Raw genomic sequence first — 26,509 nt, 5'->3', positions numbered from 1 at the left:
TCGGGCCTTGATCAGCCCGGGACTATAATCAGCCCAGAGCCTTGATCAGCCCAGAGCCTTGGCCCGTTCGCGCAGCTCAAACTTCTGAATCTTGCCCGTCGAGGTTTTCGGCAGCTCGCTGAACACCACGGTCTTCGGCACCTTGAATCGCGCCAGCCGCTCCTTGCAGAAGGCGATGATCTCGTCGCTGCCTTTCTGGTCGGGCGTGACGGTGGCGCCATTGCGCAGGGTGACGAAGGCGCAGGGCGTCTCGCCCCAATGGCTGTCCGGCCGCGCCACCACGGCGGCCTCGACGATGTCGGGGTGCATGTAGAGCACGCCCTCCACCTCGATGGTCGAGATATTCTCACCGCCGGAAATGATGATGTCTTTCGAGCGGTCCTTGATCTGCATGTAGCCGCCGGGATGCAGCACGCCCAGATCGCCGGAATGGAACCAGCCGCCGGCAAAGGCTTCTTCCGTCGCCTTTGGATTCTTCAGATAGCCCTTCATCACGATATTGCCGCGGAACATGATCTCGCCCATGGTCTCGCCGTCTTCCGGCACGCGCTCCATGGTTTCGGGATTCAGCACGGTGACGTCTTCTTCCACGTGATAGCGCACGCCCTGGCGTGCCTTCACCGCAGCTTTCTCAGGCAGCGGCAGCGCATCCCATTCCGCATGCCAGTCGCAGACCACGGCCGGGCCGTAGACCTCGGTCAGGCCATAGACATGCGTCACGTCGAAGCCCATTTTTTCCATGGCGGCCAGCACCGCGGCCGGCGGCGCGGCGCCCGCAGTCATGCATTTCACGCCCGGCTGAAGTTTCGCCCGCACATCGTCGGGTGCGTTGATCAGCATGGTCAGCACGGTGGGCGCGCCGCAGAAATGCGTCACACCATGATTGAGGAAGCTGTCGAACACCAAAGCCGGGTCTACCTTGCGCAGGCAGACATGCACGCCGGCCAGCATGGTGATGGTCCAGGGGAAGCACCAGCCGTCGCAATGGAACATCGGCAGCGTCCACAGATAGCGCGGATGCTTGGGCAGGTTCCAGGTGACCGCGTTGCCCACGGCATTCAGATAGGCGCCGCGATGATGCGTCACCACGCCCTTGGGATTGCCCGTCGTCCCGGAGGTATAACCGAGTGAAATGGCATCCCATTCATCGGCCACGCCGCGCCAGGCCCAGTCGGGATCGCCGGTTTTCAGGAAATCCTCGTATTCCATGGCGCCGAACAGTTCGCCGGTGCTGCACAGATGATCGTCGATATCGATCACCAGCGGCTTGTTGCCGGAGATATGCACAGCCTGCTTCACCACCGCGCTGTATTCGCGGTCGGTGAACAGGATCTTGGCCTCGCCATGTTCCAGGATAAAGGCGATGGCGGCGGCATCCAGCCGGGTGTTGATCGCATTGATCACCGCGCCGGTGGCGGGAATGCCGAAATGCGCCTCCAGATGGGCCGGCGTGTTGGGGGCGATGATCGCCACGGTGTCGCCACGCTTGATGCCGCGCTTTTCCAGCGCCGAGGCCAGCCGGCGGCAGCGCTCATATAGTGCGCCATAGCTGTAGCGCAGCTTGCCATGGATCACCGCCAGATGGTCGGGAAACACGTCGGCGGTGCGGCGCAGGAAACTCAAGGGCGACAGGGCCTCGTAATTGGCCCGGTTCTTGTCGAGATCGCGGTCGTAAATCGTGCTCATCTGGCGTTTTCCCCTGCAGGCGCGCCAAGCTAGAGCATATTGCGCCCATTCAGCAACAGGGTGGCGGCAACCGCCGGAAATCGCCGGGCATCCTGCGATTTGGAATTGTTCGCCTTAAAACAGGGTCAGGCCGAAACCGTCGTAGAGCAGCTTGAGGCCGCACAGGAAGACGAAGATGTAAACGATACGGTAGAACAGCGCATCGCTCAGCTTGTGATGCAGGTACATGCCGAGATAGACGCCGCCGACCGCCACCGGCACCAGCACCGCGCCGGTGGCCAGGTTGCCGGGCGTGAACTGCCCGAGCCACCAGTAGGGAATCAGTTTCACATAATTGACCGAGGCGAAGAACACCACGGTGGTGGCGACGAAGGTGGTCTTGTCGAGCCGTTGCGGCAGCAGGTAGACCTGCAGCGGCGGCCCGCCGGCATGGGCGATGAAGCTGGTGAAGCCGGAACAGGCGCTCCAGAACACGCCCTTCAGCGTGTTGGGCTGGGTCGGTTCGGCGGTGCCGGGCTTCAGCCATTTCTGCAGGGCGAAGATCACCGCCACGGCGCCGACGATGATCTCGACGCCGCGATTGCTGACATAGCCGGCGGTCAGCGTGCCGATGACGATGCCGATCATCGCGCCCGGAATGATGATTTTCATGTTGCGGCGGTCCCATTTGCCGCGGAAACCCCATAGGCCGGCCAGATCCATGGCGCAAAGCACCGGCAGCATGATGGCGGCGGCCTGCAGCGGCGGCAGCACCAGGGCCAGCAGGGGCAGGGCGATCAGGCTGGTGCCGGGGCCGAAACCGCCCTTGCTGAGCCCGATGATCAGCACGGCGGGAAAGGCCGCGGCGTAGAACCACGGATCGGCGATCATCGGAAACGAGTCGGGCATGGCGGCTCTGCCTGGGAATCGGGCGGTTCGGTTGCGTGGGGCCGGCGTGGCGCTTATCTTCCATATCAAGTTCGCCAGCCAACCCCAATCGCCAGAAGGCATCATTCTGACAGGCCCCATGCAGACCGGAATTGCCGCAGCCGTTGCCGCCATGGACCAGGCGATCCGTCGCCTGGATGCCGCGCTGGCCCAGCGCGCCGGGGCGTTTCGCCGCCTGGCCGAGCAGCACGGGCTGCTGTCCGCCGAGGTGAAGACCCTGCGCGACGAGTTGCAGGCCGCGCGCGAGGAGGCCGGGCCCCTGCGCGAGCGGGCCGCGCTGGTCGATGCCCTGCGGGCCGAGTTGGCGCAGATGCAGCAGGATGATGCCGCCCGCCCGCCAGTCAGCGGCGACGCAGTCAACCACGATGCCGCCGGCAACGAGGCGCTCGCCCTCCGCGACAGCGAGATTGCCGCCCTGAAAGACGAATGCGACATGCTGCGGGGCCAGCTGGCCGCGGCGCTGGATGCGCAGGAGGCGCTGAAGCGTATGGCCGTGGCGCCGCCCGCGCCGGTGGTGGTTGCGGCTGATAACAGCGGCGACATGGCGGCCCTGAAGGCCGAACTGGCGGCGGCGCGTGCGGCGCAGACCGAGATGCAGGCCTTCCAGTCGGGCATCGCGGCAAAGCTTGAGGCCACCATGGCGCGACTGCGCCAGGCGCTCGACAGCCAGGCCCAGGTTTGAAGGTTGAACCAGAGACGGAGGCTGCAATGGCTATGGTAAAGGTCACCGTCAACAACCGGCTCTATGAGATCGGCTGCGATGATGGCGAGGAAGACCAGGTCCGCCGCCTGTCGCAGATGCTGGATGGCCGGGTACGCGAGCTGGCGGCGCTGGTCGGGCAGGTCGGCGAAGCGCGGCTGATGCTGATGACGGCATTGACCCTGGCCGACGACCTGGAGCAGGCCCAGCGCGATATTGCTGCTATGCGTCAGGAGGTTACGGCCTTCCAGCAGGAGCAGAAAACCACCGCGGACGGCACCGAAGCGCTGGTCGGACTGGCAAAACGCCTCGAAGACATTGCCGCGAAGCTGGAGAGCACCTAAATAGAGCGGCGGACGGGTGCTGCCCGGTGCGTGGGTTTACGTAACCCTGGGGCCAATGCTCATCTCTACGGGAGCTGTCACTGCCGGGACCCTGGTCTCGATCATATGGCGCCCACCTGGTACGCCAGGCCACAGAGGTTAGTTCATACTTACGGCCATGGTGGGCCCGTCCACTTCTTCCGCCAGAGCCAGACCATCTTGACCCCAGATCCCGATCTCGAGGCCCGCAAGGCCGCGCTGCGCAGCCGCCTAAAGGCGCGCCGTGCCGAAGCCTCTGCCGCCAATGGTAGTGCCATCGCATCGCTGGCGGCCGAGCGGTTTCTCGCCGCCATTGTGCTGCAGCCCGGCCAGGTGGTCGCCGGCTACTGGCCGATGGGCGATGAACTCGATCCGCTGCCGCTGCTGCTGGCACTGCAGCGGCAGGGCCTGCAGATCGCGCTGCCGGTGGTGCGCAAGGGTGCGCGATTGCTGGAATTCCGGCGCTGCGACGATCTGGCCAATCCGCCGCCGGGCGGGGCCTATGGCATTCCCGCGCCGCAGGAGGACGCCCCGGTGCTGCAGCCCGATCTGGTGCTGGTGCCGCTGGTCGGGTTTGACAGCGCCGGCCATCGGCTCGGCATGGGCGGCGGCTATTATGATGCCACGCTCAAGGCCCTGAGAGTGTCTGGGCCGGCGGATGGGAATAAGAAGCCTCTGGCCGTGGGCTATGCCTTCGCGGTACAGCAGGTGGCAGAGCTGCCCCATGCGGCGCATGATGAAACGCTGGATTGGGCAGTAACCGAGCGCGGCGCGCTCAAGTTCGAAAGATAAAACGGCGATGAAGCTTCTGTATTGCGGCGATGTGGTGGGGCGGTCTGGCCGCGATGCGGTGGTGTCGCGTATCCCGGAGCTGCGTGCTTCGCTCGGCCTCGATTTCGTGCTGGTCAATGGCGAGAATGCTGCCGCCGGCTTCGGCATCACCGGAAAAATCTGCGAGGAATTCTATGGCGCCGGCATCGATGTCATCGTGCTGGGCAACCATGCCTGGGACCAGCGCGAGACGCTGGGCTATATCAACTCCGACCCGCGCCTGCTGCGCCCGCTGAACTACCCCAAGGGCACGCCGGGCAAGGGCGCGGCGGTCTACACGCTGCAGAGCGGCAAGAAGGTGCTGGTGATTCAGGTGATGGGCCGCGTCTTCATGGACCCGCTGGACGATCCCTTCGCCGCCGTCGATGGCGAGCTGGCGAAATACCGCCTCGGCGGCGGTGTCGATGCGATCATCGTCGATATCCATGGCGAGGCGACCTCGGAAAAGATGGCGATGGGCCATTTCTGTGATGGCCGCGCTTCGCTGGTCTGCGGCACGCATAGTCATATCCCCACGGCCGATGCGCAGATCCTGCCCAAGGGTACGGCCTATCAGACCGATGCCGGCATGTGCGGCGACTACAATTCGGTGATCGGCATGGACAAGGCCGAGCCGCTCAACCGCTTCACCAAGAAAATCCCCGGCGGCCGTTTCGAGCCCGCCAATGGCGACGGCACGCTGTGTGCGGTGTATGTCGAAACCGATGATCGCACCGGACTCGCCACCCGCATCAGTCCGATCCGGCTTGGCGGCCGGCTCCAGTCCGCCACGGTATAATATGGCCGGGCGTTTCGACGCCCTGCTGACCGAGGTGCGCGGCTGTATGCTCTGCGCGCCGCATCTGCCGCTCGGCCCGCGCCCGGTCGTGCGCATGCAGCGCAGCGCCCGCCTGCTTATCATTGGCCAGGCGCCGGGCACCAAGGTGCATGAGACCGGCATCCCGTGGAACGACCGCAGCGGCGACGTGCTGCGCGGCTGGCTCGATATGACGCGCGAGACGTTCTACGACGACAGCCGCATCGCCATCATGCCGATGGGCCTGTGCTATCCCGGCCGCGATGCCAAGGGTGGCGACAAGCCGCCGCGGCCGGAATGCGCGCCGCACTGGCATCCCCGCCTGCTGGCGCAACTGCCCGATATCCGCCTCACCCTGCTGGTTGGCCAGTATGCGCAGGCGCATTATCTCGGCACACACCGGCAGAAGACGATGACCGAAACGGTGCGGCAGTTCCGCAGCTATCTGGCGGATGGCTTCCTGCCGTTGCCGCATCCCAGCTGGCGCAATATCGGCTGGCAGAAGCGCCAGCCCTGGTTTGCCGCCGAGGTGGTGCCGGCGCTCAGGGTTGCCGTGAATGCAGCGGTTCGCGCGGGATGAACTCGACAACGCAGAACAGCATGTCCACCTGCCGGCCGTCGCCCGACAGTGGCATCACCATATCCACCACGGTGATGAAATCCTTGTGCTGGCCCACATAGGGCACGCGGTTGATCTGCGGCCGGCCCTGCTCGGTCACTGTTTGCAGGCTGCCCCAGATCCGGCTGCCGGGCTGCTGGTGCGGCATCTCGCTCATGCGCAGGCCGGTATAGCGCCCGTTCATCATCGCATCGACGCGGGTGCCGATCAGGCGATAGCGGAAATCCAGCGGCCAGCCCGGCTTGGTGTCGCGCAGCACGTCCATCAGGATCACATTGGGCAGCAGCGGCGTGATCTCGGCCGGATCGAGATCGGCGCGTGCCGGCATTGGCCGGTCGCCGCATTTGGCCAGCCAGTAGTCGTAGGCCTGCCGCAACAGCGGTGTCGCCGAATTTAAATCCAATGCGGTCATGCGCCGCCGGGAGTCCTGATCACGTGTATGAGGGGGAGGGGTAACGGCATCAGCGTGACATGAAAGCGGTGTCAGTGCACGGCCTAATTGTGCCCCTGCGGCCTCACCGGCCGGGCGGGTTGATCTCGCGCGGGATGAAATCGACGATCGACAGCAGCATGTCGACCTGTTCGCCATTGCCCGACAGCGGCATCACCAGGTCGATCACCGAGAGGAAATCCTTGTGCGGGCCGACATAGGGCACGCGGTGAAACTGCGGCTGCCGGTCCTGTGCCACTTCGGAAAAATTCCGCCAGATCTGGCTGTCGGGCTGCTGGTGCGGCAGGTCGCTCATGAACAGGCCGGTGAACCGCCGCGACATATGCAGGTCGATGGCCGATCCCATCAGCCGGTAGCGGAAATCCAGCGGCCAGCCCGGCTTGTGGTCGTGCAGCACATCCATCAGCACCACATGCGGCAGGAAGGCCTTCATCTCGATCGGGTCGAGGTCCGGGCGCGCCGGCATCGGCCGGGTCCCGCGCTTGCGATCCCAGTATTCGTAGCCCTGCAGCAAAACTGTTGTCGCCTGCCGCCGCAGCAGCAGGTCGCGCATCGTCGACACACCGTCTCTCCAATGACTGGCGGGCAGTGTTTCAGGGATTTTGCTGCCGCAAAAGCGGTTTTGCGCGAAACCGGCCGGCCGGGCCGGGTGTTTCAGCCCAGCTGGGTGAACGGATGGGTGCCGTCCTGCAGGCGCACCACCTGGGCCAGGTCGACGCAGACCAGCAGGTGGTCGACGGTTTCGCCGTCTTCGGCCAGCGGCAGCACGATATGCAGGATGCTGGCGATATCGCGGCTGCGCCCGACATAGGGCAGCACGCCGCGCACCGGAGCCCGGGCATCCACAGCCGCGGCCAGGTGGTCCCAGACCAGGCTGGGCGGCCGCTGGTGCGGCACCTCGCTGAGCAGCTTGCCGGTGTAATCGTCGTTGCTCAGTGTCATCATGCGGCTGCCGATTTCCACATAGCGGAAATCAAAGGGCGTGTGCTCGAGCGCGAAGACCAGGGTCTGCGGACGCATCGGTTCAAGCTGGGCAGAGGCGGCGATGTGGCTGAGCGCCGGCATCTCGGTCGCGCCACGGGCGGCGAGCCAGAGCTGGTGCCCGCGGGTCAGCAGATCGGATTGCGGATAGCCCGGCAAGCCGGTCCGCGCCGCGGTGGCCATGCCTGCCACCGTCGTCAATTGCATGAGATCCATCATGCGAGTCTGCCGGCCCCCGTGTGTAACTCTCTAGAGTTAAACGGATTTTCTGGATGACGTGCGGCGCCGGGGCGCCGGTCGGAACGGCGGGGATAGTATCGCCGCCGGCCGGACGGCGCAATCATACCAACGGCGACGGGCCGGCTTCCCTGCGGCAACGGCGGAGTCGCAGGCGGCAAGGGGCTGCGGGCGGCTTGCTTTTGGCCGGTCCGGGCATTATCCGGGCGCCTGCCAGCCCGGTGGCCCCAGTGGTCTGCCGGGGGAAGCCGAAATATGCTAAACATGCCCGATTCGCTCGCTTTTTCACGCATTACCCCAGGTTCGTCATGGCCGGCCATTCCCAGTTTAAAAACATCATGCACCGCAAGGGCGCGCAGGATGCCAAGCGCGCCAAGATATTCACCAAGCTGATCCGCGAACTGACCACCGCGGCCCGCAGCGGCCAGCCCGATCCGGCGGCCAATCCGCGCCTGCGCGCCGCCATCCAGGCCGCCCGCGTTGCCAATATGTCGAAGGACACGCTGGAGCGCGCCATCAAGCGCGGCGCCGGCAATGATGCGGCCGACAATTACGAAGAGGTGCGCTACGAGGGCTACGGCCCCGGCGGTGTCGCCGTGATCGTTGAGGCGCTGACCGACAACCGCAACCGCACGGCCGGCGAAGTGCGCGCCGCCTTCTCCAAGAATGGCGGGGCGCTGGGCGAGACCAATTCGGTCGCCTTCATGTTCGACCGCGTCGGCGAGATCGTCTTCCCGGCCTCTGCGGCTACGGCCGAGGCGCTGTTCGAAGGCGCGCTGGACGCCGGCGCCGAGGATGTGCAGTCCGATGACGAGGGCCATAGCGTCACCTGCGCCCAGGATGATTTCGCCGCCGTGCGCGAGGCGCTGGAAAAGAAATTCGGCGAACCGAAATCGGCCAAGCTGGTGTGGAAGCCCAAGACCACCACGCCGGTCGAGGGCGAGAAGGCCGAGACGCTGTTCAGGATGATCGAGGTTCTCGAGGATTCCGACGACGTGCAGACCGTCTATGCCAATTTCGATATTTCCGAAGACGAACTGAGCAAGCTCGCCGGCTGACCGCCGCGGCTTGAGGAGTGGAATTGGGCTTATCCATGCGCATCATCGGACTCGATCCGGGCCTGCGTGCCACCGGCTGGGGCATCATCCTCGCCGAGGGCAACCGGTTGAGCCATGTGGCGCATGGCACCATCCGCACCAATCCGGATGACGAACTGGCCTATCGCCTGCGCACCGTGCATGACGCGCTGACCGAGCTGCTGGCGGAATGGCAGCCCAAGGCGGCGGCGGTGGAAGAAACCTTCGTCAACAAGAATCCCTCCTCGACGCTGAAGCTGGGCCAGGTGCGCGGCGTCGTGCTGCTGGCGCCGGCACAGCTCGGCCTGCCGGTGGCGGAATACGCCCCCACCGTGATCAAGAAGGCCGTGGTCGGCACCGGCGCCGCCGACAAGGACCAGGTGCATGCCATGGTCAAGCGGCTGTTGCCGGGTTGTAATGTGACTGGCCCAGACGCCGCCGATGCGCTGGCCGTCGCCATCTGTCATGCCCATAACGCCGCCACCGCGCGGGTGATCCGCAGCGCAGACCTGAGAGTGGCACGATGATCGCCAAGCTCAGCGGCCTGCTGGATTCCGTCTCCGACACCGCATGCATCCTCGATGTCGGCGGCGTCGGTTACCAGGTCTTCTGCTCGGCGCGCACGCTGCGCAACCTGCCCAGGCCGGGCGAGGCCGTGCGGCTCTATATCGAAACCCATGTGCGCGAAGATCACATTCATTTGTTCGGCTTCGTCTCCGAAGCCGAACGGGGCTGCTTCACCCTGCTGCAGACCGTGCAGGGCGTCGGCGCCAAGGTGGCGCTCGGGATTCTGTCTTCGCTGGCGCCCGATGAACTCTTCCGCGCCATCGCCTCGGCCGACAAGGCCACGCTCAACCGCTGCGATGGCGTCGGGCCCAAGCTGGCGGTGCGCCTGATCACCGAGCTGAAGGACAAGGTCGGCGGCATCGCCCTGGGTACGGCGGCGCAGGCGGCCGGCGGGGACGCGGGCGCGGTGGCGGTGGCCGAGACCGGCGCGGTGGCCGATGCGCTCTCGGCGCTGGTCAACCTGGGCTACAAGCGCGCCGATGCCTTTGGCGCCGTGACCACGGCGGCCCGCACGCTGGGCGACAAGCCCAATGTGCAGGAGTTGATCCGCGCCGGCCTTAAGGAGCTGGCCCGATGAACTCCACCCCGCGCAATGACGAGGGTCGACTGGTATCGTCCGGCAGGGCCGAGGGCGACGAGCTGGAGCGCCATCTGCGGCCGCAGGTGCTCAGCGATTTCGTCGGCCAGGCCCGGGCGCGCGAGAATCTCAACATCTTCATCCAGGCCGCCAAGGCGCGCGGCGAGGCGCTGGATCATGTGCTGTTCCACGGCCCGCCGGGCCTGGGCAAAACCACGCTGGCGCAGATCGTGTCGCGTGAACTCGGCGTCAATTTCAAGGCCACCTCCGGGCCTGTCATCGCCAAGGCCGGCGATCTCGCCGCGCTGCTGACCAATCTGGAAGCGCGCGACGTGCTGTTCATCGACGAGATCCATCGCCTCAATCCGGCGGTGGAGGAAATCCTCTATCCGGCGATGGAGGATTTCCAGCTCGACCTCATCATCGGCGAGGGGCCATCGGCGCGCAGCGTGCGCATCGACCTGCCGCCGTTCACCCTGGTCGGCGCCACCACGCGCTCCGGGCTTTTGACCACGCCCTTGCGCGAACGCTTCGGCATTCCGCTGCGGCTGAATTTCTACGAGGTCGAGGAACTTGAACTGATCGTGCGGCGCGGCGCCCGCATTCTTGATCTGGAACTGGATGCATCCGGGGCGCGTGAAATCGCTCGCCGGGCGCGGGGCACGCCGCGCGTTGCCGGCCGCCTGCTGCGCCGGGTGCGCGATTTCGCCGTCTATGCCAAGGCGAAAGTCGTCGATGCCGCCACCGCCGATGCCGCCCTGCTGCGGCTGGAGGTGGATGCCCGCGGCCTCGATGCCATGGACCGCCGCTACCTCACCACGATTGCGCGCGATTTCTCCGGCGGCCCGGTCGGCGTCGAGACCATCGCCGCCTCGCTGTCGGAACCGCGCGATGCGCTGGAAGACATCATCGAGCCCTATCTGATCCAGCAGGGCTTCCTGCAGCGCACCCCGCGCGGCCGCCTGCTGACACCGGCCGCCTTTGCCCATATCGGCCTGACGCCCCCCGCCGGCCTTGGCGCCAACCAGCTCGACCTGCTGGGAGACGACGATGCCTGAGGCCCGGGACGCCCGGCTGCACAGCTACCCCGTGCGGGTGCAATGGGAAGACACCGATGCCGCCGGCATCGTCTATTACGCCAATTACCTGCGCTTCATCGAGCGCGGCCGGTCCGACCTGCTGCTCGGCCATGGCATCGACCAGCGCGGCCTGATCGACAGCGATACCGGCGTCGCCTTCGCGGTCCGGACCTGCAATGTCGAATATCTCAAACCCGCCCGCCTGCACGAAGAATTAACCGTTACCACCGCAATAACCGAGCTGCGCGGCGCCAGCCTGACCGCCCGCCAGGATGTCTGGCGGGGTGGGGACTTGCTGGTCCGGGCCGAGGTCAAGCTGGCCTGTATCGACGCCAAAGGCCGGGCCCGCCGGGTGCCTCCGTCGATTGCGGCGCTGTTCGCCACACTTTCACCAAATTTATCGCATTGATCTGTTAACTCTTAACCAAAGGATTCGAACGTATGGACAGGACCGTCAGCGCCGCGCAGCTCGGGGGCTCATCTGCTGCCGCCGATCTTTCGCTCTGGGCGCTCTTCCTTCAGGCCGACTGGATCGTCAAGGCCGTCATGCTGATGCTCATCCTGGCCTCGTTCTGGTCATGGGCGATCATCTTCGACAAGCTGATCAAGATCCGCCGCACCGTCATCGACACCGACAAGTTCGAGAACGACTTCTGGTCGGGCGGCTCGCTCGATGCGCTGTACGATCGTCTGTCGATGGCCGGGCCCCAGCATCCGATGGCGGTGCTGTTCGTTGCCGCCATGCGCGAATGGCGCCGCTCCACCGAGCGCGGCCTGGTGCGCGGCAAGCAGGGGCTGGGCTCGCTGCAGGTTCGCATCAACCAGGTCATGCGCGTGTCGATCGACCGCGAGATGGAGCGCCTGGAACGCTATCTCGGCTTCCTCGCCTCGGTCGGCTCGGTGTCACCCTTCGTTGGCCTGTTCGGCACCGTCTGGGGCATCATGAACTCCTTCCACGCCATCGCGTCGTCGAAGAACACCTCGCTGGCCGTGGTGGCGCCGGGCATCGCGGAAGCGCTGTTCGCCACCGCTTTGGGCCTGCTCGCCGCGATTCCGGCGGTGATGGCCTATAACAAGTTCTCCAACGATCTTGGCCGGCTCAATGTGCGTCTCGAAGGCTTTGCCGGCGAGTTCTCCGCGCTGATGTCGCGCCAGCTCGACGAAGAGGCGGCCTGATATGGGTATGTCAGCGGGAGGCGGCGGCTCCACCCGCGGCGGCCGGCGGCGCCGGGCACCGATGTCGGAAATCAACGTGACGCCGCTGGTCGACGTCATGCTGGTGCTGCTGATCGTGTTCATGGTGGCGGCGCCGCTGCTGACGGTCGGCGTGCAGGTCGATCTGCCCAAGACCCAGGCCGCCGCGATCCAGGGCCAGGATGAACCCTTGAGCGTCACCATCGATGCCAAGGGCGGCATTTACCTGCAGGAAAGCCTGGTCGAGATAGACCAGCTGGTACCGCGTCTGCAGGCGATTGCCGGCAATGCTCCGGACCGCCGCATCTTCGTGCGCGGCGACCAGGCGATCAATTACGGCAAGGTGCTGGAAGTGATGGGCCTGATCAACACCGGTGGTTTCAACAAGGTGGCGCTGGTCGGCAATCCCCCCGCTCCGGCGGCGCCGCGGCGTTAAGCGAAGGATTCAGGGCAGGGTGCAGCGTACATCGTACATATTCTCGGCAAGCCTGCATGGCGGCATCGTCGCGCTCGCCCTGTTCGGCCTGCCCTATTGGGAGCCGAAGCGCGAGCCCGAGCCGATGGTCGTGCTCGCCGAATTCGCGCCGATCGCCGAGAAGACCAACGTGCCCAAGCCGCAGCCCAAGGTGGTTGAGACCAAGGCCGAGCCGAAGGAAGAGCCGGTACCGGAATCCAAGCCGGAACCGAAGCCCGAGCCGCCCAAGCAGCAGGCGGTGACCCCGCCGCCACCGCCGCCGCCGCCGGCGCCTGAGCCGCCGAAGCAGGCCGAGGCACCCAAGCCACAGCCGATGCCCGAGCCGGTGCCGTCGCCCAAGCCGCTGCCCAAGCCCAAGGAAGTGGTGGAGACGCCCGAGCCGCCGAAGGTGGTCGAGAAGCCGAAGCCGGAAGCCAAGCCGGTGCCGCCCAAGCCGACCCAGCAGCGCCAAGAGGAAAAGAGCAAGACGCCGAATTTCTCCGACGTCGCCGCCCTGGTGAACAAGATGAAGGCGCCGCCGGCCGCCCAGCCGCAGCAGGCGCCGCAGACCGCGTCGCGCACGCCGCCGGCTGCCGCACCGCGCGCCGAAGGGCCGTCGAATCCCAATCTGCCGGTCTCGATGAGCGAGAAGGATTTCATCCGCAAGCAGGTCGAGGACAAGTGGCAGTTCGACATCGGCGCCAAGGATGCCAAGGATCTGGTCGTGCGCATCAAGTTCAGCCTCAATGCCGATGGCAGCCTGCGCAACCAGCCCGAGATCGTCGATACCGCCCGCATGTATCTGCCGGGTAACGAGAGCTATCGCGCAGCCGCGGAATCGGCGCGCCGTGCCGTGCTCAAGGCGGCTCCCTTCCAGTTGCCGCCCGGCGACAAGGACAAGTGGAGCCAGGAAATCATATTGAATTTCGACCCGCGCATGATGCTGGGCGGGTAAAGCGATAGGGAGACAGGGATGAATCGGATGTCGATTTTACCAGGGGCTGGCATGATGAAAGCCGGCATTCTGGCGCTGATGATGGCACTGCTGTCTGCGCCGATGGCGCAGGCCGCCGTCGAAATCGATATCACGCGCGGCAATTTCAAGCCGGTGCCGATCGCCATTTCCGATCTCGATGGCGACAATCCGCAGGCGCTGAAAGTCGGCGCCGATGTCGCCCGCGTCATCCGTGCCGATCTGGAGCGCTCCGGTCTGTTCAAGCCGGTCGATCCGCGCGCCCATACCCAGACGCCGCAGGCAATGCGCGTGCAGCCGCGCTTCCAGGACTGGCGCGTCATCAATGTCGATGCGCTGGTCAACGGCCGTATCGAAATGCAGTCCGATGGTCGCCTGCGTGGCGAGTTCCGCCTCTGGGATGTGGCCGCCGAAAACCAGATGACCGGCCTGGCGCTGTTCACCACGCCCGACAACTGGCGCCGCCTGGCGCATCTGATCGCCGATGCGATCTACAAGCGCGTCACCGGCGAAGACGGCTATTTCGACACCCGCATCGTCTATGTCGCCGAAAGCGGCCCGCCGGATCGCCGCGTGAAACGGCTGGCGATCATGGACCAGGATGGCGAGAATCATCGCTTTCTCACCGATGGTCGCTTCCTGGTGCTGACCCCGCGCTTCAGCCCGGGCCAGCAGGAAATCACCTATCTCAGCTATTTCAACGACAAGCCGCGGGTCTACCTGTTCAACATCGATACCGGGCAGCAGGAGCTGGTCGGCGATTTCCCCGGCATGACCTTTGCGCCGCGTTTCTCGCCCGATGGCAACCGCGTGATCATGTCGCTGGCCTCTGATGGCAATTCCGATGTCTACATGATGGATCTGCGCACGCGTCAGCGGCAGCGTCTGACCAATGATCCCGCCATCGACACGTCGCCGTCCTTTGCGCCCGATGGTCGTCGCATCACCTTCAACTCGGATCGTGGCGGCACCAAGCAGATCTACACGATGAACGCCGATGGCTCGGACCAGAAGCGCATCAGCTTCAACCAAGGCCGCTATTCCACGCCGGTCTGGTCGCCGCGCGGCGACCTGATCGCCTTCACCAAGGAGTATCAGGGCCAGTTCTCGATCGGCGTGATGCGGCCCGATGGCAGTGGCGAGCGCATTCTCTCGACCAACAGCGTCGTGCAGGAAGCGCCGACCTGGGCGCCCAATGGCCGCGTGCTGATGTTCTATCGCGAGACGCCGTCGAATGCGCAGGGCCGTGGCCAGCGCGTGCGGCTGATCTCGATCGATCTCACCGGCTATAACGAGCGTGAAATCCCCACCCCGATCGATGCCTCCGATCCGGCCTGGTCGCCGCTGTCGCCGCTGATCCGCTGAGCGGTCGACCCGCCGGGCCAGCGGGGCTTGGCGGTGGCTCCGGCGGGTCCGGGCCTGTGGGTATCTTTGGTGAAATGCACCCCTGTTGCAGAAATGCCGCAGGGGTGCGTTTAGTGTTTACAAGCCCTTACGCCTATTGATTCGGGAAAAACCGGTGGATATAGTCCACTCTGACGTAATGGCTTGAACCTTGGGTTCCGGCAACGTTTGCCCTTGGCTGCGAGTTTTAGGACTCCGTGCCGGGCCGAGCGTCTGATCGGTAAAGCTTAGGGTTTTGTCAGTCGGTTCGTGCCCGGACCGAGAATCTCGTACCGGGTATGGAACGCAAGTTGCGCTTCGCTGTTCGGTACCTGACTCACTCTCGAAACCCTTGGAGGGATAATAAAAATGCGCCTCAACACCTTCGGCTCCAAGTACCTGGCCGTGGCTGCCGTGGGCTTGCTTCTCGCCGCTTGCTCGTCCGATCCCGCGCCGACCGCTGCCACCAGCGGCGCTGGCGGCGCCACCACTGCGGCCGCTCCGGCCGCCAGCATCGCGCCGGGCACCGTGCAGGACTTCCAGGTCAATGTCGGCGACCGCGTCTTCTTCGACTATGACAAGTTCGAAGTGAAGCCGGCCGGCAAGGCCACGCTCGACAAGCAGGCTGCCTGGCTGAAGCGCTATGGCCAGTGGAAGGTCGTGATCGAGGGTCATGCCGACGAACGCGGCACCCGCGAGTACAACCTGGCGCTCGGCGAGCGTCGCGCCAATGCCGTCAAGACCTACCTGGCCAACCAGGGCATCCCGGCGAACCGCATCACCACGATCTCCTACGGTAAGGAGCGTCCGGTGGCGCTGGGTTCGAACGAGGCCGCCTGGGCCCAGAACCGTCGCGGTGTGACGGTCCTGTCGAACTAATAATTCATGCCGGGTGGCTTTGCTGCCCGCCTGAATGGACTTAAAGAACACCCGTCTGCCTCACGGCAGGCGGGTGTTTCTTTTTGCGTGGCACTTTTGCGCCGCCGGGGCGTTATGTCTCTGCCGCAGTTCCGCCGCAAATCACGCCTTATTCCGCCGCAAATCTGCGGCCTTCTAGATGCTCGGGCAGAGCAAACCTTTGGGGAGTACACTCATGCAGATGCGTAATTGGGCCATCCGGTCGGCCATGGCCGCCACCCTGGCCCTGGCCCTGGTGGCCTGTGAAACCGCGCCGCAGCCGGCCGGTTCGGTGTCGGGCAGTGGTCGTCCGGGCAGTGCGGCGACCGGTGGCACCGGCAGCGCCGCCGGCGTCAGCGGCATGCCGCTGACCCGCGAGGATGCGCAGCGCCAGTTCGCCGCCGATGTGGGCGATCGTGTGCTGTTCGCCACCGATTCCTACGCGCTGGATGCCGCCAGCACCGCCATTCTCGAGCGCCAGGTGGCCTGGCTGAAGCGCAATGCCCAGTGGCGCCTGGTCATCGAGGGCCATGCCGACGAACGCGGCACCCGCGAATACAATCTGGCGCTCGGCGACCGCCGCGCCACCTCGATTCGCAACTACCTGGTCAACCAGGGCATCCCGACCCAGCGCATCTCGACGCTGTCCTACGGCAAGGAACGTCCGTCCACGGTCGGCTCCAACGAGGCCGCCTGGGCGCAGAACCGCCGTGGCGTCACCGTCCTGGCGAATTGAGCGTCTGACCACCTGATCGGCCGGGCTGCAGCGGCGGAATTTCCGCGGTTTCGCCGTTGCAGCCCGCCATGCTTTTGACGTAAACCCCGGTAAAATCGATAAACTCGGTTTTCCGTCCGATTCGGCTTCCCGTGTCGGCCACCATGGGGTTTTGCCATGCCTGCGTCTTTCGCCGCCCGTTTCCTGCCTGTCCTGCTGCTGCTCGGCAGCATCGCGCTGCCAGCCATGGCCCAGGACGCCCAGACGCTCGACCGCATCAACCGCCTGGAACGTGACCTGCAGACCCTGCAGCGCCAGGTCTATCGCGGCGGCACCCCGCCAGCCTCATCGTCGTCTGCGGGCAGCGGCAGCCTGACCGACAGCGGCGACGGCAGCTCGGCTGCCAACCGGCTCAATGCCCGCATCGATGAGCTGGAAAACCAGATTCGCACCATGACCGGCCGCTTCGAGGAGGTTGAATTCGCCTCCAGCCAGGCCAACCGCCGCATCGACAAGCTGGTGGAGGACGTCGATTTCCGCCTCAACCAGCTGGAACGCGGCGCCGCCCCGGCCGCGGGTCAGCCGCAGACCGGCAGCGTCGAGCAGGTTAAGCCGACCGCCGCCCAGCAGGGCATTCCCGCTCCGGGCACACCGGTGCAGCAGCCCAATGTCGCGCGCGGGTCGACCTCGTCGACGCCGGGCCAGGCGCCGACGAAAGAGGGCGTGCTCGGCTCGATGCCGGTGGATGCCCAGGGCCGCCCGATCGCCGGCGGCACGGCCGCACCCGCCCAGCAGCAGACCGCGCGCGCGCCGACGCCGCCGGCCGCCGCCTCGGGCAAGGGCAAGCTGCCCGCTGGCACGCCGCAGGAGCGCTACAACTACGCCTACAAGCTGCTGGTGCAGAGCGACTATGCCGATGCCGAGGCCGCCTTCCGCGAATTCCTCGGCGCCCATGCGCAGGACCCGCTGGCCGGCAATGCGCAATACTGGCTCGGCGAGACCTATTACGTGCGCCAGCAATATGAACCCGCCGCCCAGGCCTTCCTGCAGGGCTATCAGGGCTATCCGAAAAGCGCCAAGGCGCCCGACAGCCTGCTCAAGCTCGGCATGTCGCTCTCGGCGATGAAAAAGAATCCCGAAGCCTGTGCGGCGCTGGGCCAGCTCGGCAAGGAATTCGCCTCCGCCCCGCCGCATGTGAAGGATGCCGCGACCCGCGAGCGCACCAAGATCGGCTGCAAGTAAGCCGATGACAGCCGCGGCGGTCACGGCGGCTGAGTTCGGTCGCCGGCTGCTGCCGCTGCTGGAGGGCGACAACCCTGACGCCATCGCGGTGGCTGTCTCCGGCGGCGCCGACAGCCTGGCGCTGGCGCTGCTGGCCGCCGACTGGGCGGCACGGCGCAAGATCACGGTTGTTCCGCTGATCGTCGATCACCGCCTGCGGCCGGAGTCTTCCATCGAGGCAAAGCGCGTGGCCGGCTGGCTGCGCGCCGCCGGGCTGAAGCCGCAGGTCCTGGTCTGGGACGCGGCAGACAAACCCGCCGCCAACCGTCAGTCTGCCGCCCGCGATGCCCGCTACGCGCTGCTGCTGCAGGCCTGCGGCAAACACAACATCCGCCACCTGCTGCTGGCGCATCACCGCGACGACCAGGCCGAGACGCTGCTGCTGCGCGCCCTGCGCGGGTCGGGCGTCGATGGTCTCGCCGCCATGGCGCCGCGCCGCGAGATGCAGGGCATCGCGCTGCTGCGGCCCTTGCTCGATCTGCCCAAGGCGCAGCTGGTCGCCACGCTGCAAAAGCGCAAGCAGCCCTGGATCGAAGACCCCAGCAATGCCAGCCCGGCGTTCTTGCGCGTGCGGGTGCGCGCAGCCCTCGACCTGCTCAGCGCCAACGATGCCGATGCGCGCGCCGAACTGGTGGCGCATCTGGCGCAGACCGCGCGCAATTTCGGCCGCGTGCGGGCCCAGCTCGATGAGTCTGCCTATGACCTGCTGCAGGGCAGTGTGCAGCTCAGCGCCGCCGGCATCGCCTGGCTCGATGCCGCCGTACTCACTGCCGCCGGTGACGAGATCGCGCTGCGGGCGCTGAGCCGTCTGCTCGGTGCCATCGGCGGCCTGGCCCTGCCGCCACGGCTGGACGGGCTGGAGCGCGCGCTGGCCGAGCTGCGCGCCGGCCTGACCAAACCGCTCACCCTGCATCGCTGCCTGCTGGCGCCGCAAAAGAACGGCCGCCTGCTGATCTGTCGCGAGGCGCGGCATCTGCCGGCCGCACTGGCGCTGAAGGCCGGCGCGGCGCTGCTGTGGGATGGGCGCTTCCGCCTTGCCGTTGCGGCCAAGGCGCGGCTGCCCGGCATTACGCTCGGCCCGCTCGGCCGCGACCGCCCGCCGGCCGACGAAATTCCGCCCGGTGCCGCCCTGGAGATTCCGCGTGCCGCCTGGCCGGGCCTGCCGGCGCTGCGCGGCCGGACCGGCCGCCTGCTGGCGGTGCCCGGCCTGGGCTGGGGCCAGTTGCCGGCGGCTGTCACACTGGGCTTTCACCCGGTGCTCGCAGCTGCACCCGTCGCCTGACTGGGCCGGATTCCGGGTTTCGCGGCAAAATCGCTAGAAGAATCCGCCCCGTTACCGCTTGTTTAGCCTTCCTGACCGCATATCTATGGTCTGTGCCGGGAAAAATCGGCTAAAATTTTCCGTGCCCTGAAGGACGATCCCGCGGGGCAGGGTGTGGCGTAGAAAGGACTGGGCTTCCGTGAACATGTTTGGCCGTAATCTGGCGCTCTGGGTGATCATCGGCCTCTTGGTGGTCGCACTGTTCAACCTGTTTCAAGGCCCCTCGATCCGTGGCGGCAGCCAGTCGCTCGCCTATTCCGATTTCCTGAACGACGTCACCAATGGCCAGATCACCGACGTCGCCATCCAGAACAGCTCCAACACCGTCACCGGTCATTTCCGCGACGGTCGCGGCTTCACCACCTATATCCCGAACGACCCGACGCTGGTGAGCAAGCTGACCGAGCGCGGCGTGCGCGTCACCGCCGTGCCGCCGGAAGAGAACAACACGCTGGTGCAGATCCTGATCTCCTGGTTCCCCATGCTGCTGCTGATCGGCGTGTGGATCTTCTTCATGCGCCAGATGCAGTCCGGCGGCGGCAAGGCGATGGGCTTCGGCAAGTCCAAGGCCCGGCTGCTGACCGAGCGCCATGGCCGCGTCACCTTTGAAGACGTCGCCGGCATCGAGGAAGCGAAAAGCGAACTCGAAGAGATCGTCGACTTCCTGCGCGATCCGCAGAAATTCCAGCGCCTGGGCGGCAAGATCCCCAAGGGCTGCCTGCTCGTCGGCCCGCCCGGCACCGGTAAGACCCTGCTGGCGCGCGCCATTGCGGGTGAAGCCAACGTGCCCTTCTTCACCATTTCGGGTTCCGACTTCGTCGAGATGTTCGTCGGCGTCGGCGCCAGCCGCGTGCGCGACATGTTCGAGCAGGCGAAGAAGAACGCGCCCTGCATCATCTTCATCGACGAAATCGACGCGGTCGGTCGCCATCGCGGCGCCGGCCTCGGCGGTGGCAACGACGAGCGCGAGCAGACGCTGAACCAGCTGCTGGTCGAGATGGATGGTTTCGAGGCCACCGAGGGCGTCATCCTGATCGCCGCCACCAACCGCCCTGACGTGCTCGATCCGGCGCTGCTGCGTCCGGGCCGTTTCGACCGCCAGATCGTGGTGCCCAATCCCGACATCATCGGCCGCGAGCACATCCTGCGTGTGCATATGCGCAAGGTGCCGCTGGGTCCGGATGTCGAGCCCAAGATCATTGCCCGTGGCACGCCCGGCTTCTCGGGTGCCGATCTGGCGAATCTCGTGAACGAGGCCGCGCTGCTGGCGGCCCGCCGCAACAAGCGCGTCGTCACCATGGCCGATTTCGAGCATGCCAAGGACAAGGTGATGATGGGCGCCGAGCGCCGCTCGATGGTGATGGGCGAAGAGGAAAAGCGCCTCACCGCCTATCACGAGGCGGGCCATGCGCTGGTCGGCATGTTCATGCCGAAATCCGATCCGCTGCACAAGGTGACCATCATTCCGCGCGGTCGCGCGCTGGGTGTCACCATGTCGCTGCCCGAAAAAGACCGCCTCTCCATGTCGACCACGGAACTGACGTCGAAGCTGGCGATGATGTTCGGCGGCCGCATGGCCGAGGAACTGGTCTTCGGCAAGGAAAACATCACCACCGGGGCGTCCAACGACATCCAACAGGCCACCGGCCTGGCGCGCCGCATGGTCACCGAATGGGGCATGAGCGACAAGCTCGGCCGCCTGCGCTATTCCGATAACGAGGAAGAGGTCTTCCTCGGCCATTCGGTGACGCAGCGCAAGAATGTCTCGGATGCCACCGCCCGCCTGATCGACGAGGAAATCCGCCGCATCATCGACGAGGCCGAGGGCGATGCCCGCCGCATCCTGACCGAGCACCGCGCCGACCTCGACACCATCAGCCTGGCGCTGCTGGAATTCGAGACGCTCTCGGGCGAGGAAGTGAAGGCCCTGCTGCGTGGCGAGAAGATCGTGCGCACCGATGATCGCACGCCGACCCCGGGCGACAGCGGCCCGCGCTCTGCGGTGCCGACGTCCAGCCGTGGTGGCGGCAAGCCCGCCGGCGGCGGCTTCGAGCCGGAGCCCATGCCGGGGGCGTAAGCGCCTCTGCATCCAGCGAATACGAAAACGCCCGGTGGAAACACCGGGCGTTTTTTTATAGGTTGGCGGCATAAGAATTGCCGGAATTGACATGCCTGAGCTTCTCCAAACGATAAGCAGACAAATCAAATCCTCTGCTTCCTCAGTGAGCTTTGAGACCACTGGCACTAAGGCATGGCCAGTCTGGGATCGATATCTCACGATTGAAGGCAAACGGGCTTACAATATAGGCAACATATGTGGCACTTGCGCCTTCCTGTTCGAACGGCTTGAGGGTGCGAATGTCACAGTCAATGTGGGCGATCTGACGCGGGAGTTGGCCGACGGCGTGAAGACGCTGGATGGTGTAGTCGATCCGCTGAGTCTGTTGTTGCCGGTTTCGGATTACCGGGTAGCGTTGCTGCGTTTCATCCCGCGCATCGTCAAGCTCGGCGGTGGGGGGGACTACTTCGCGGCAGAGCAGGTCGAGAATTATAATGGCGTCGATCCCTTCTGGGGTTTGCCGCACCATCCGAAGGTTCCGTATTACCGGCCCGCGAGTCGGGAGACGATCGACCTGGGGGCAACGACCGGAAAACTCTTCAATTTCATCATTCCGATGTTTCCTGAAAGCTGGCTGGACGCGGCGCGCACTCAGGACTATGTCGCCCGGATGAAAGAGGGTATCGAGCCTACGGCCGTTGCCGTCAGTATTCTGGATGTCAAGGCTCCCGCAACATCAGGCGAGGCGCATTGGTGCATGGCGCATTACCTGCTCGATGGCCATCACAAGCTGGCAGCGGCGGCGCGCAGTGCAAAACCGATGACGCTGATTGCCTTTGTGGCGGTGGATCGCGGGATTTCAAATGCTGAGCAGGTCGCACGAGCCCTGCAGGGTCTCTGAGGCAGGCGGATAGTGAAAACAATCTATCTTGATTGCCGTGGCGTGAAGTCTATTGATGACTTCTGGCGGCTGTATGTGGATGTAATGCGGGTTCAAACCGCATCAGGTTTCGGTCGTAATCTCGACGCTTTCTGGGATGCGGTGGAAGGTGGTGGGCCGGGTTCGCCGGGCGAAGCAAAGTTGGTGTTTGAAAACTCAGCATCACTTGTGCCATTGCAGTTGGCCAATGGCACTTCATTTCTGGCTGCACTGCAGCTGTTTGCCACGCAAACGACACATGTTGAAATGGTGTTTGCATGATTTTCGTATGATCGTCCAATAATAGCGCCCGGTAGAAACACCGGGCGTTTTTCTCTGCGACAGTACCGACTGCTCCGGCTTTCGGGCTGATGCGTCTACCGGCCAGACAGGAAGTCGCCGATCCAGCGCATGCCTTTATCGTCCAGCGCGGGCTGCGGCGGCAGTCCCGGCGCCGCCGCCTGCTGCGACAGGCAGGTGATCAGGTCGGTGAGATACGGCAGGCTGAATTCGGGATGAAACTGCACCGACAGGATCGGCGCCGCGGTGTAGCGCAGAGCGGCAAAGGGGCAGGCCGCGGTGTTGGCCACCACCTCGGTATCGGGCGGCTGCACCACGATCTGGTCCTGGTGGAAGGCCGGCATCATGACGGACTGCGTGTCGCCATTAAGGCTGGTGGTGTACTGCTCCAGGCCGACGCGCCAGCCGGCTGCGGCTTTCTCCACCCGGCCACCCAGCGCCTCGGCAATGATCTGGTGGCCGAAACACACGCCCACCATCGGGCGCTGCAGCCGTGCCGCAGCGCGGATGAAGTCTTTCAGCGGCGCGATCCACGGCAGGTCGTCATAGACGCCGTGGCGCGAGCCGGTCAGCAGATAGGCGTCACGCGCGGCCACGTCGCCCAGCGCAGCGACGGCAATCGTTTCGAATGTGGCTGCGGGCAGCAGGGGCTGCAGCTGCGCGCGGAACATCGCGGGATAGCTGTCATACCGCTCGCGTAGCGGCGCGGGCACCGGCCCGCATTCGATAATGCCAATTTTCATTGTTGCTTTGCCTGGTCACACACTTTTTGCCGCCAAGCCGCTCTTCTATAGTGAGGGTGATTGAGGCGGGGAATGGAATCTGAACAATCCTTAGGACAGCATAAGGTATTTCACGGTTGGACCAAAGCCGGCTGGGTCATCCTGGCCAAAGCCGCTGGCTGGTATGCCCTGTCGTTTGTCGGCGCTTTTGTCGCATCAATGCTGGTGATGTTCTTTTTCCTGAAGCCGTCGCGGCCAGCACAAATGGATGTCGCTATGGTGTTCGGCATCTTCGTTATGGCGCCCATGACAATGCTGCAAATCTGGTTTTCCGTGCGAAACGCCAGGAAGATGGCTGGCGGGGATCACAACGCAGGCTTGCGGAACGTTGCGCACGACAAACAAGGAGCGGCCTGGCTGATCGCCAGCCTGATGGCGATCAAGGCGGTTGTCTGGGTTTCGCTGCAAGGAGACCCATCTGACCAGGTGCCGCAGTTCAGGGATGTCGATCCAGTGATCTATGTGGCCTCTACACTTTGCATGGGAGTGGCAATGTCCGCCGCGACAGCACTCTTTCTATACGGCTGGCTCTGGACAGCCCTGGAGCCTCACTGGGGTGTTTTTAAGGTTGGTGCCACGATCACGCTTTTTTCGTTCATGCTTAATTCGGCGCTAAGCCCCAATGCCATGTTGCAGGCCGCTCTTTTTGTTGCTGGTCTGGCTTATGTGCGATATGTCAGCCAATCAGTGCGGCCGGTCGTGCTCGTTTCTGTTGTTCATTCCATTGCTGGATCACTAGCCACAATATTGTTCTTTGTGGATTGACGCTCACCGTTCCGTCAGCGCCAGCTTGGCGCCGAGCGCGACAAACGCCGCCGCAAAGGTGCGCCGCAGCCACTGCATCACCACCGGCCGCGCCAGCACATGATCGCGCACCGCCGCCGCGAACAGGCCATAGAGCACGAACACCGCCAGCGTCATCGCCATGAACACGCCGCTCATTTCCAGCATGCGCGCCAGCACGGCGGGTTCGTCATGGCTGATGAACTGCGGCAGGAAGGCGAAGAAAAAGATCGAGAGTTTCGGATTCAGCAGGTTGATGACGATGGCCTCGATGGTCACCTGCATGAAGCTCTGACGCTGCGGCCCCTTGCCGGTCAGGCTTAAGGAGCCCCGGTCATGCCAGGTCTGCCAGGCCATCCACAGCAGATAGGCGACGCCGGCATATTTCACCGCGTCGAACAGCAGCGCAGATGTGTGCAGCAGCGCCGCCAGCCCGGTGATCGCCGCCAGCATATGCGGCACGATGCCGAGCGTGCAGCCGAATGCCGCCACCGCGCTGGCCCTGGCCCCGCGCGTCAGGCCGGCGGCCACGGTGTAGATCATGCCGGTGCCCGGCGTGGCGACCACGATCAGCGCGATCAGCAGGAAGTCGAGGGTCATGGTGTCTCCGGCGCGGCAGGACAGGGTAGGATAGGGCAGGGCGCCAGCCTGCCCCGGAAAGCCTTGCTTTTTCCATGAGAACATGATAGGAACATTGACGGTGGACTCCGTGGTCTGTCCAGGCGCATACGGGGGTATTGGTTAACGCGAACCTCAACGAACTCCAGCGAAGCGTAGCGAACCTCAACGAACCCAGACGAACTCCAGCAAACTCCAGCGAAGCGTAGCGAACTCCAGCGAATGTCAGCGAATCCCGGCGAAATCCTGCGCAATATTGCCAAGCCGGCCGATGCCTCGCCGCTCGCCGCCCTGCTGGCACTGCCGCGTCCGCTGGTGATGGGCATCGTCAATGTCACCGATGACAGTTTCTCCGGCGACGGCTTGAAAGGCGATGCCACCGCCGCCATCGCCCAGGCCCGCGCCCAGATCGCCGCCGGTGCCGACCTGATCGATCTGGGGGCGGAATCCACCCGGCCCGGCGCCGCGCCGGTCTCCTGGCGGCAGGAGATCGAGCGCCTGCTGCCGGTGATCGAGGCGCTGCGCCGCGAAAAAACCGTGATTTCCATCGATACGCGGCATGCCGCCACCATGCGCGCCGTCGCGGTGTCCGGCGCCCATCTGCTCAACGACATCTCGGCACTGGAAGGCGAGGGCAGCCTGGAGGCGGCGGCGAAAAGCGGCCTGCCAGTGGTGTTGATGCATATGCAGGGCGAGCCCGGCAGCATGCAGCATTCACCGCAGTATGACGATGTGGTGCGCGAGGTGCGCGACTATCTGGCCCGGCGCATCGCCGCCTGCCGCGCCGCCGGCATCGCGCGCGACAAGATAGTGCTCGATCCCGGCATCGGTTTCGGCAAGACGGTGGCGCATAACCTCAGCCTGCTGCGCCGCCTCGATGTGCTGCGCGCGCTGGGCTATCCGCTGCTGGTCGGTGTCTCGCGTAAAAGCTTCATCGGCGCCCTGGCGCGCGAGCCGGAAGCGGCGCGGCGGGTGCCGGGTTCGCTCGCCGCCGCGCTGTGGGCGGCGCAGCAGGGGGCGAAGATCCTGCGCGTGCATGATGTGGCCGAAACCGTGCAGGCGCTGAGTGTCTGGCGCGGAATCACCAGTGAATCCGCGCAAATGTAACAACTCGTAACAGCATGATCGTGCACAGGGACTCTGCCGCTCTGGCGCTTTCTGTGGCATAGTCCCGCGCCAAGTGATGTTAACGGGACCGATTCGCATGACCCGCAAATTTTTCGGCACGGACGGCATTCGCGGTCTGGCCAACACCGAGCCGATGACGGCAGCCACCGCGCTGCGTGTCGGCATGGCGGCCGGCGCCTACTTCACGCGCGGCGATCATCGTCATCGCGTGCTGATCGGCAAGGATACGCGGCTCTCGGGCTACATGCTCGAGCCGGCGCTGGTGGCGGGCTTCACCGCGGTGGGCATGGATGTGTTCCAGGTCGGCCCGATGCCGACGCCGGCGGTGGCGATGCTGACGCGCGCGCTGCGCTGCGATCTCGGCGTGATGATCTCGGCGTCGCACAATCCCTTCCACGACAATGGCATCAAGCTGTTCGGCCCCGATGGCTACAAGCTGTCCGATGCGGCCGAGGCCGAGATCGAGGCGATGATCCTCGGCGAGGCCGAACCCGCGCTGGCTGCTGCCGACAAGCTCGGCCGCGCCCGCCGGCTCGATGACGCCGATGGCCGCTATGTCGAATTCGCCAAGGCCACCCTGCCGAAGGGCCGCACCCTCGCCGGCCTGAAGGTGGTGATCGATTGCGCCAACGGTGCCGGCTACAAGGTGGCGCCCGCCGTGCTGTGGGAACTCGAGGCCGATGTGATCCCGATCGGCGTCAAACCCGATGGCTTCAACATCAACCGCGACTGCGGCTCAACGCATCCGCGCGCCCTGCAGGAAGCCGTGGTCGCCCATGGCGCCCATCTCGGCATCGCGCTGGATGGCGATGC

General features: G+C 65.1%; 30 protein-coding genes and 1 pseudogene. 24 read left to right on the top strand and 7 right to left on the bottom strand.

What is annotated here, in order from left to right:
• Nucleotides 1–45 precede the first annotated feature (45 nt).
• Both AAG821_RS18240 and AAG821_RS18235 read right to left on the bottom strand, forming a co-directional pair.
• The gene (locus tag AAG821_RS18240) at nt 46–1,686 is read right to left on the bottom strand and encodes an acyl-CoA synthetase (RefSeq protein ID WP_341909740.1); all 1,641 of its coding nucleotides are present in this window, start codon (nt 1,684–1,686) and stop codon (nt 46–48) included.
• A gap of 114 nt (nt 1,687–1,800) precedes the next feature.
• Complete coding sequence (locus AAG821_RS18235) at nt 1,801–2,574, bottom strand: sulfite exporter TauE/SafE family protein (protein WP_341909738.1); 774 nt, start codon at nt 2,572–2,574, stop codon at nt 1,801–1,803.
• 118 nt (nt 2,575–2,692) lie between these two features.
• Here AAG821_RS18235 and AAG821_RS18230 point away from each other — a divergent pair, with 118 nt between their 5' ends.
• From AAG821_RS18230 to AAG821_RS18210, 5 genes are all read left to right on the top strand, one after another.
• Nucleotides 2,693–3,295 carry a hypothetical protein gene (locus tag AAG821_RS18230; RefSeq protein WP_341909736.1) on the top strand — a complete coding sequence of 201 codons (603 nt, stop codon included), beginning with the start codon at nt 2,693–2,695 and terminating at the stop codon, nt 3,293–3,295.
• A 26-nt stretch (nt 3,296–3,321) separates the two neighbouring features.
• Nucleotides 3,322–3,657, top strand: a complete 336-nt coding sequence (locus AAG821_RS18225; RefSeq protein ID WP_341909734.1) for a cell division protein ZapA — start codon at nt 3,322–3,324, stop codon at nt 3,655–3,657.
• Between the two features lie 198 nt (nt 3,658–3,855).
• Nucleotides 3,856–4,467, top strand: coding sequence for a 5-formyltetrahydrofolate cyclo-ligase (locus AAG821_RS18220; protein ID WP_341909732.1), 612 nt, complete (start codon nt 3,856–3,858; stop codon nt 4,465–4,467).
• Between the two features lie 7 nt (nt 4,468–4,474).
• Nucleotides 4,475–5,284, top strand: coding sequence for a TIGR00282 family metallophosphoesterase (locus tag AAG821_RS18215; RefSeq protein WP_341909730.1), 810 nt, complete (start codon nt 4,475–4,477; stop codon nt 5,282–5,284).
• Nucleotide 5,285: 1 nt separating this feature from the next.
• Nucleotides 5,286–5,882, top strand: coding sequence for a uracil-DNA glycosylase family protein (locus tag AAG821_RS18210; RefSeq protein WP_341909728.1), 597 nt, complete (start codon nt 5,286–5,288; stop codon nt 5,880–5,882).
• Here the strand turns inward: AAG821_RS18210 and AAG821_RS18205 are convergent.
• From AAG821_RS18205 to AAG821_RS18195, 3 genes are all read right to left on the bottom strand, one after another.
• Nucleotides 5,845–6,333, bottom strand: coding sequence for a PAS domain-containing protein (locus AAG821_RS18205; RefSeq protein WP_341909727.1), 489 nt, complete (start codon nt 6,331–6,333; stop codon nt 5,845–5,847). The genes AAG821_RS18210 and AAG821_RS18205 overlap by 38 nt on opposite strands.
• Before the next feature lie 103 nt (nt 6,334–6,436).
• Nucleotides 6,437–6,925, bottom strand: a complete 489-nt coding sequence (locus tag AAG821_RS18200) for a PAS domain-containing protein (protein WP_341910081.1) — start codon at nt 6,923–6,925, stop codon at nt 6,437–6,439.
• 101 nt (nt 6,926–7,026) lie between these two features.
• The gene (locus AAG821_RS18195; RefSeq protein WP_341909725.1) at nt 7,027–7,572 is read right to left on the bottom strand and encodes a hypothetical protein; all 546 of its coding nucleotides are present in this window, start codon (nt 7,570–7,572) and stop codon (nt 7,027–7,029) included.
• 326 nt (nt 7,573–7,898) lie between these two features.
• Here AAG821_RS18195 and AAG821_RS18190 point away from each other — a divergent pair, with 326 nt between their 5' ends.
• The 16 genes from AAG821_RS18190 to AAG821_RS18115 all read left to right on the top strand — a co-directional run bounded on the left by AAG821_RS18190 (nt 7,899) and on the right by AAG821_RS18115 (nt 22,367).
• A complete protein-coding gene (locus AAG821_RS18190) occupies nt 7,899–8,648 on the top strand; it encodes a YebC/PmpR family DNA-binding transcriptional regulator (protein WP_341909723.1) in 750 nt (249 codons plus the stop codon).
• 35 nt (nt 8,649–8,683) lie between these two features.
• Nucleotides 8,684–9,193, top strand: a complete 510-nt coding sequence (ruvC, locus tag AAG821_RS18185; protein WP_341909720.1) for a crossover junction endodeoxyribonuclease RuvC — start codon at nt 8,684–8,686, stop codon at nt 9,191–9,193.
• Nucleotides 9,190–9,810: a Holliday junction branch migration protein RuvA gene (gene ruvA / locus AAG821_RS18180; RefSeq protein ID WP_341909719.1), complete on the top strand. Its 621-nt coding sequence runs from the start codon at nt 9,190–9,192 to the stop codon at nt 9,808–9,810. The genes ruvC and ruvA overlap by 4 nt, the downstream gene beginning before the upstream one ends.
• Complete coding sequence (ruvB, locus tag AAG821_RS18175) at nt 9,807–10,868, top strand: Holliday junction branch migration DNA helicase RuvB (protein ID WP_341909717.1); 1,062 nt, start codon at nt 9,807–9,809, stop codon at nt 10,866–10,868. The genes ruvA and ruvB overlap by 4 nt, the downstream gene beginning before the upstream one ends.
• Nucleotides 10,861–11,298, top strand: coding sequence for a YbgC/FadM family acyl-CoA thioesterase (locus AAG821_RS18170; protein WP_341909715.1), 438 nt, complete (start codon nt 10,861–10,863; stop codon nt 11,296–11,298). The genes ruvB and AAG821_RS18170 overlap by 8 nt, the downstream gene beginning before the upstream one ends.
• A gap of 32 nt (nt 11,299–11,330) precedes the next feature.
• Nucleotides 11,331–12,065 carry a protein TolQ gene (gene tolQ / locus AAG821_RS18165; RefSeq protein ID WP_341897804.1) on the top strand — a complete coding sequence of 245 codons (735 nt, stop codon included), beginning with the start codon at nt 11,331–11,333 and terminating at the stop codon, nt 12,063–12,065.
• A 1-nt stretch (nt 12,066) separates the two neighbouring features.
• Nucleotides 12,067–12,519, top strand: coding sequence for a protein TolR (gene tolR, locus AAG821_RS18160; RefSeq protein ID WP_341909713.1), 453 nt, complete (start codon nt 12,067–12,069; stop codon nt 12,517–12,519).
• A gap of 19 nt (nt 12,520–12,538) precedes the next feature.
• Nucleotides 12,539–13,492 carry a hypothetical protein gene (locus AAG821_RS18155; RefSeq protein WP_341909711.1) on the top strand — a complete coding sequence of 318 codons (954 nt, stop codon included), beginning with the start codon at nt 12,539–12,541 and terminating at the stop codon, nt 13,490–13,492.
• Nucleotides 13,493–13,543: 51 nt separating this feature from the next.
• Nucleotides 13,544–14,875 carry a Tol-Pal system beta propeller repeat protein TolB gene (gene tolB, locus AAG821_RS18150; protein ID WP_341910079.1) on the top strand — a complete coding sequence of 444 codons (1,332 nt, stop codon included), beginning with the start codon at nt 13,544–13,546 and terminating at the stop codon, nt 14,873–14,875.
• 387 nt (nt 14,876–15,262) lie between these two features.
• Nucleotides 15,263–15,772 (top strand): peptidoglycan-associated lipoprotein Pal, encoded by a 510-nt coding sequence (pal, locus tag AAG821_RS18145; protein WP_341909710.1) that lies wholly within the window; start codon nt 15,263–15,265, stop codon nt 15,770–15,772.
• A 214-nt stretch (nt 15,773–15,986) separates the two neighbouring features.
• On the top strand, nt 15,987–16,526 hold the full coding sequence (gene pal / locus AAG821_RS18140; RefSeq protein ID WP_341909709.1) for a peptidoglycan-associated lipoprotein Pal: 540 nt from the start codon (nt 15,987–15,989) through the stop codon (nt 16,524–16,526).
• 156 nt (nt 16,527–16,682) lie between these two features.
• Complete coding sequence (ybgF, locus tag AAG821_RS18135; protein ID WP_341909707.1) at nt 16,683–17,747, top strand: tol-pal system protein YbgF; 1,065 nt, start codon at nt 16,683–16,685, stop codon at nt 17,745–17,747.
• A 4-nt stretch (nt 17,748–17,751) separates the two neighbouring features.
• Nucleotides 17,752–19,068, top strand: a complete 1,317-nt coding sequence (gene tilS, locus AAG821_RS18130) for a tRNA lysidine(34) synthetase TilS (protein ID WP_341909704.1) — start codon at nt 17,752–17,754, stop codon at nt 19,066–19,068.
• Nucleotides 19,069–19,246: 178 nt separating this feature from the next.
• The gene (ftsH, locus tag AAG821_RS18125) at nt 19,247–21,184 is read left to right on the top strand and encodes an ATP-dependent zinc metalloprotease FtsH (protein ID WP_341909702.1); all 1,938 of its coding nucleotides are present in this window, start codon (nt 19,247–19,249) and stop codon (nt 21,182–21,184) included.
• A gap of 91 nt (nt 21,185–21,275) precedes the next feature.
• Nucleotides 21,276–22,067: a hypothetical protein gene (locus AAG821_RS18120; protein ID WP_341909700.1), complete on the top strand. Its 792-nt coding sequence runs from the start codon at nt 21,276–21,278 to the stop codon at nt 22,065–22,067.
• 12 nt (nt 22,068–22,079) lie between these two features.
• Nucleotides 22,080–22,367 (top strand): barstar family protein, encoded by a 288-nt coding sequence (locus tag AAG821_RS18115; RefSeq protein ID WP_341909698.1) that lies wholly within the window; start codon nt 22,080–22,082, stop codon nt 22,365–22,367.
• A 95-nt stretch (nt 22,368–22,462) separates the two neighbouring features.
• Here the strand turns inward: AAG821_RS18115 and AAG821_RS18110 are convergent, their stop codons facing one another.
• The gene (locus tag AAG821_RS18110; RefSeq protein ID WP_341909696.1) at nt 22,463–23,128 is read right to left on the bottom strand and encodes a type 1 glutamine amidotransferase; all 666 of its coding nucleotides are present in this window, start codon (nt 23,126–23,128) and stop codon (nt 22,463–22,465) included.
• 72 nt (nt 23,129–23,200) lie between these two features.
• Between AAG821_RS18110 and AAG821_RS18105 the strand changes: the two genes are divergently transcribed.
• On the top strand, nt 23,201–23,932 hold the full coding sequence (locus AAG821_RS18105; RefSeq protein ID WP_341909694.1) for a hypothetical protein: 732 nt from the start codon (nt 23,201–23,203) through the stop codon (nt 23,930–23,932).
• A gap of 3 nt (nt 23,933–23,935) precedes the next feature.
• Here AAG821_RS18105 and AAG821_RS18100 read toward each other — a convergent pair whose 3' ends face one another.
• Complete coding sequence (locus AAG821_RS18100; RefSeq protein WP_341909692.1) at nt 23,936–24,550, bottom strand: LysE family translocator; 615 nt, start codon at nt 24,548–24,550, stop codon at nt 23,936–23,938.
• Nucleotides 24,551–24,790: 240 nt separating this feature from the next.
• Between AAG821_RS18100 and folP the strand changes: the two genes are divergently transcribed.
• Nucleotides 24,791–25,675: a dihydropteroate synthase gene (gene folP, locus AAG821_RS18095; RefSeq protein WP_341909690.1), complete on the top strand. Its 885-nt coding sequence runs from the start codon at nt 24,791–24,793 to the stop codon at nt 25,673–25,675.
• A 91-nt stretch (nt 25,676–25,766) separates the two neighbouring features.
• Nucleotides 25,767–26,509 (top strand): annotated as a pseudogene (locus tag AAG821_RS18090) (phosphoglucosamine mutase); the annotation flags it as partial.

It is taken from the genome of Ferrovibrio terrae (genome assembly GCF_943372915.1).
GTDB classification, from domain to species: Bacteria; Pseudomonadota; Alphaproteobacteria; order Ferrovibrionales; family Ferrovibrionaceae; genus Ferrovibrio; species Ferrovibrio terrae_A.
The sequence above is the reverse complement of the archived record's forward strand: the minus strand, read 5'-3'. Positions and strand labels throughout refer to the sequence as shown.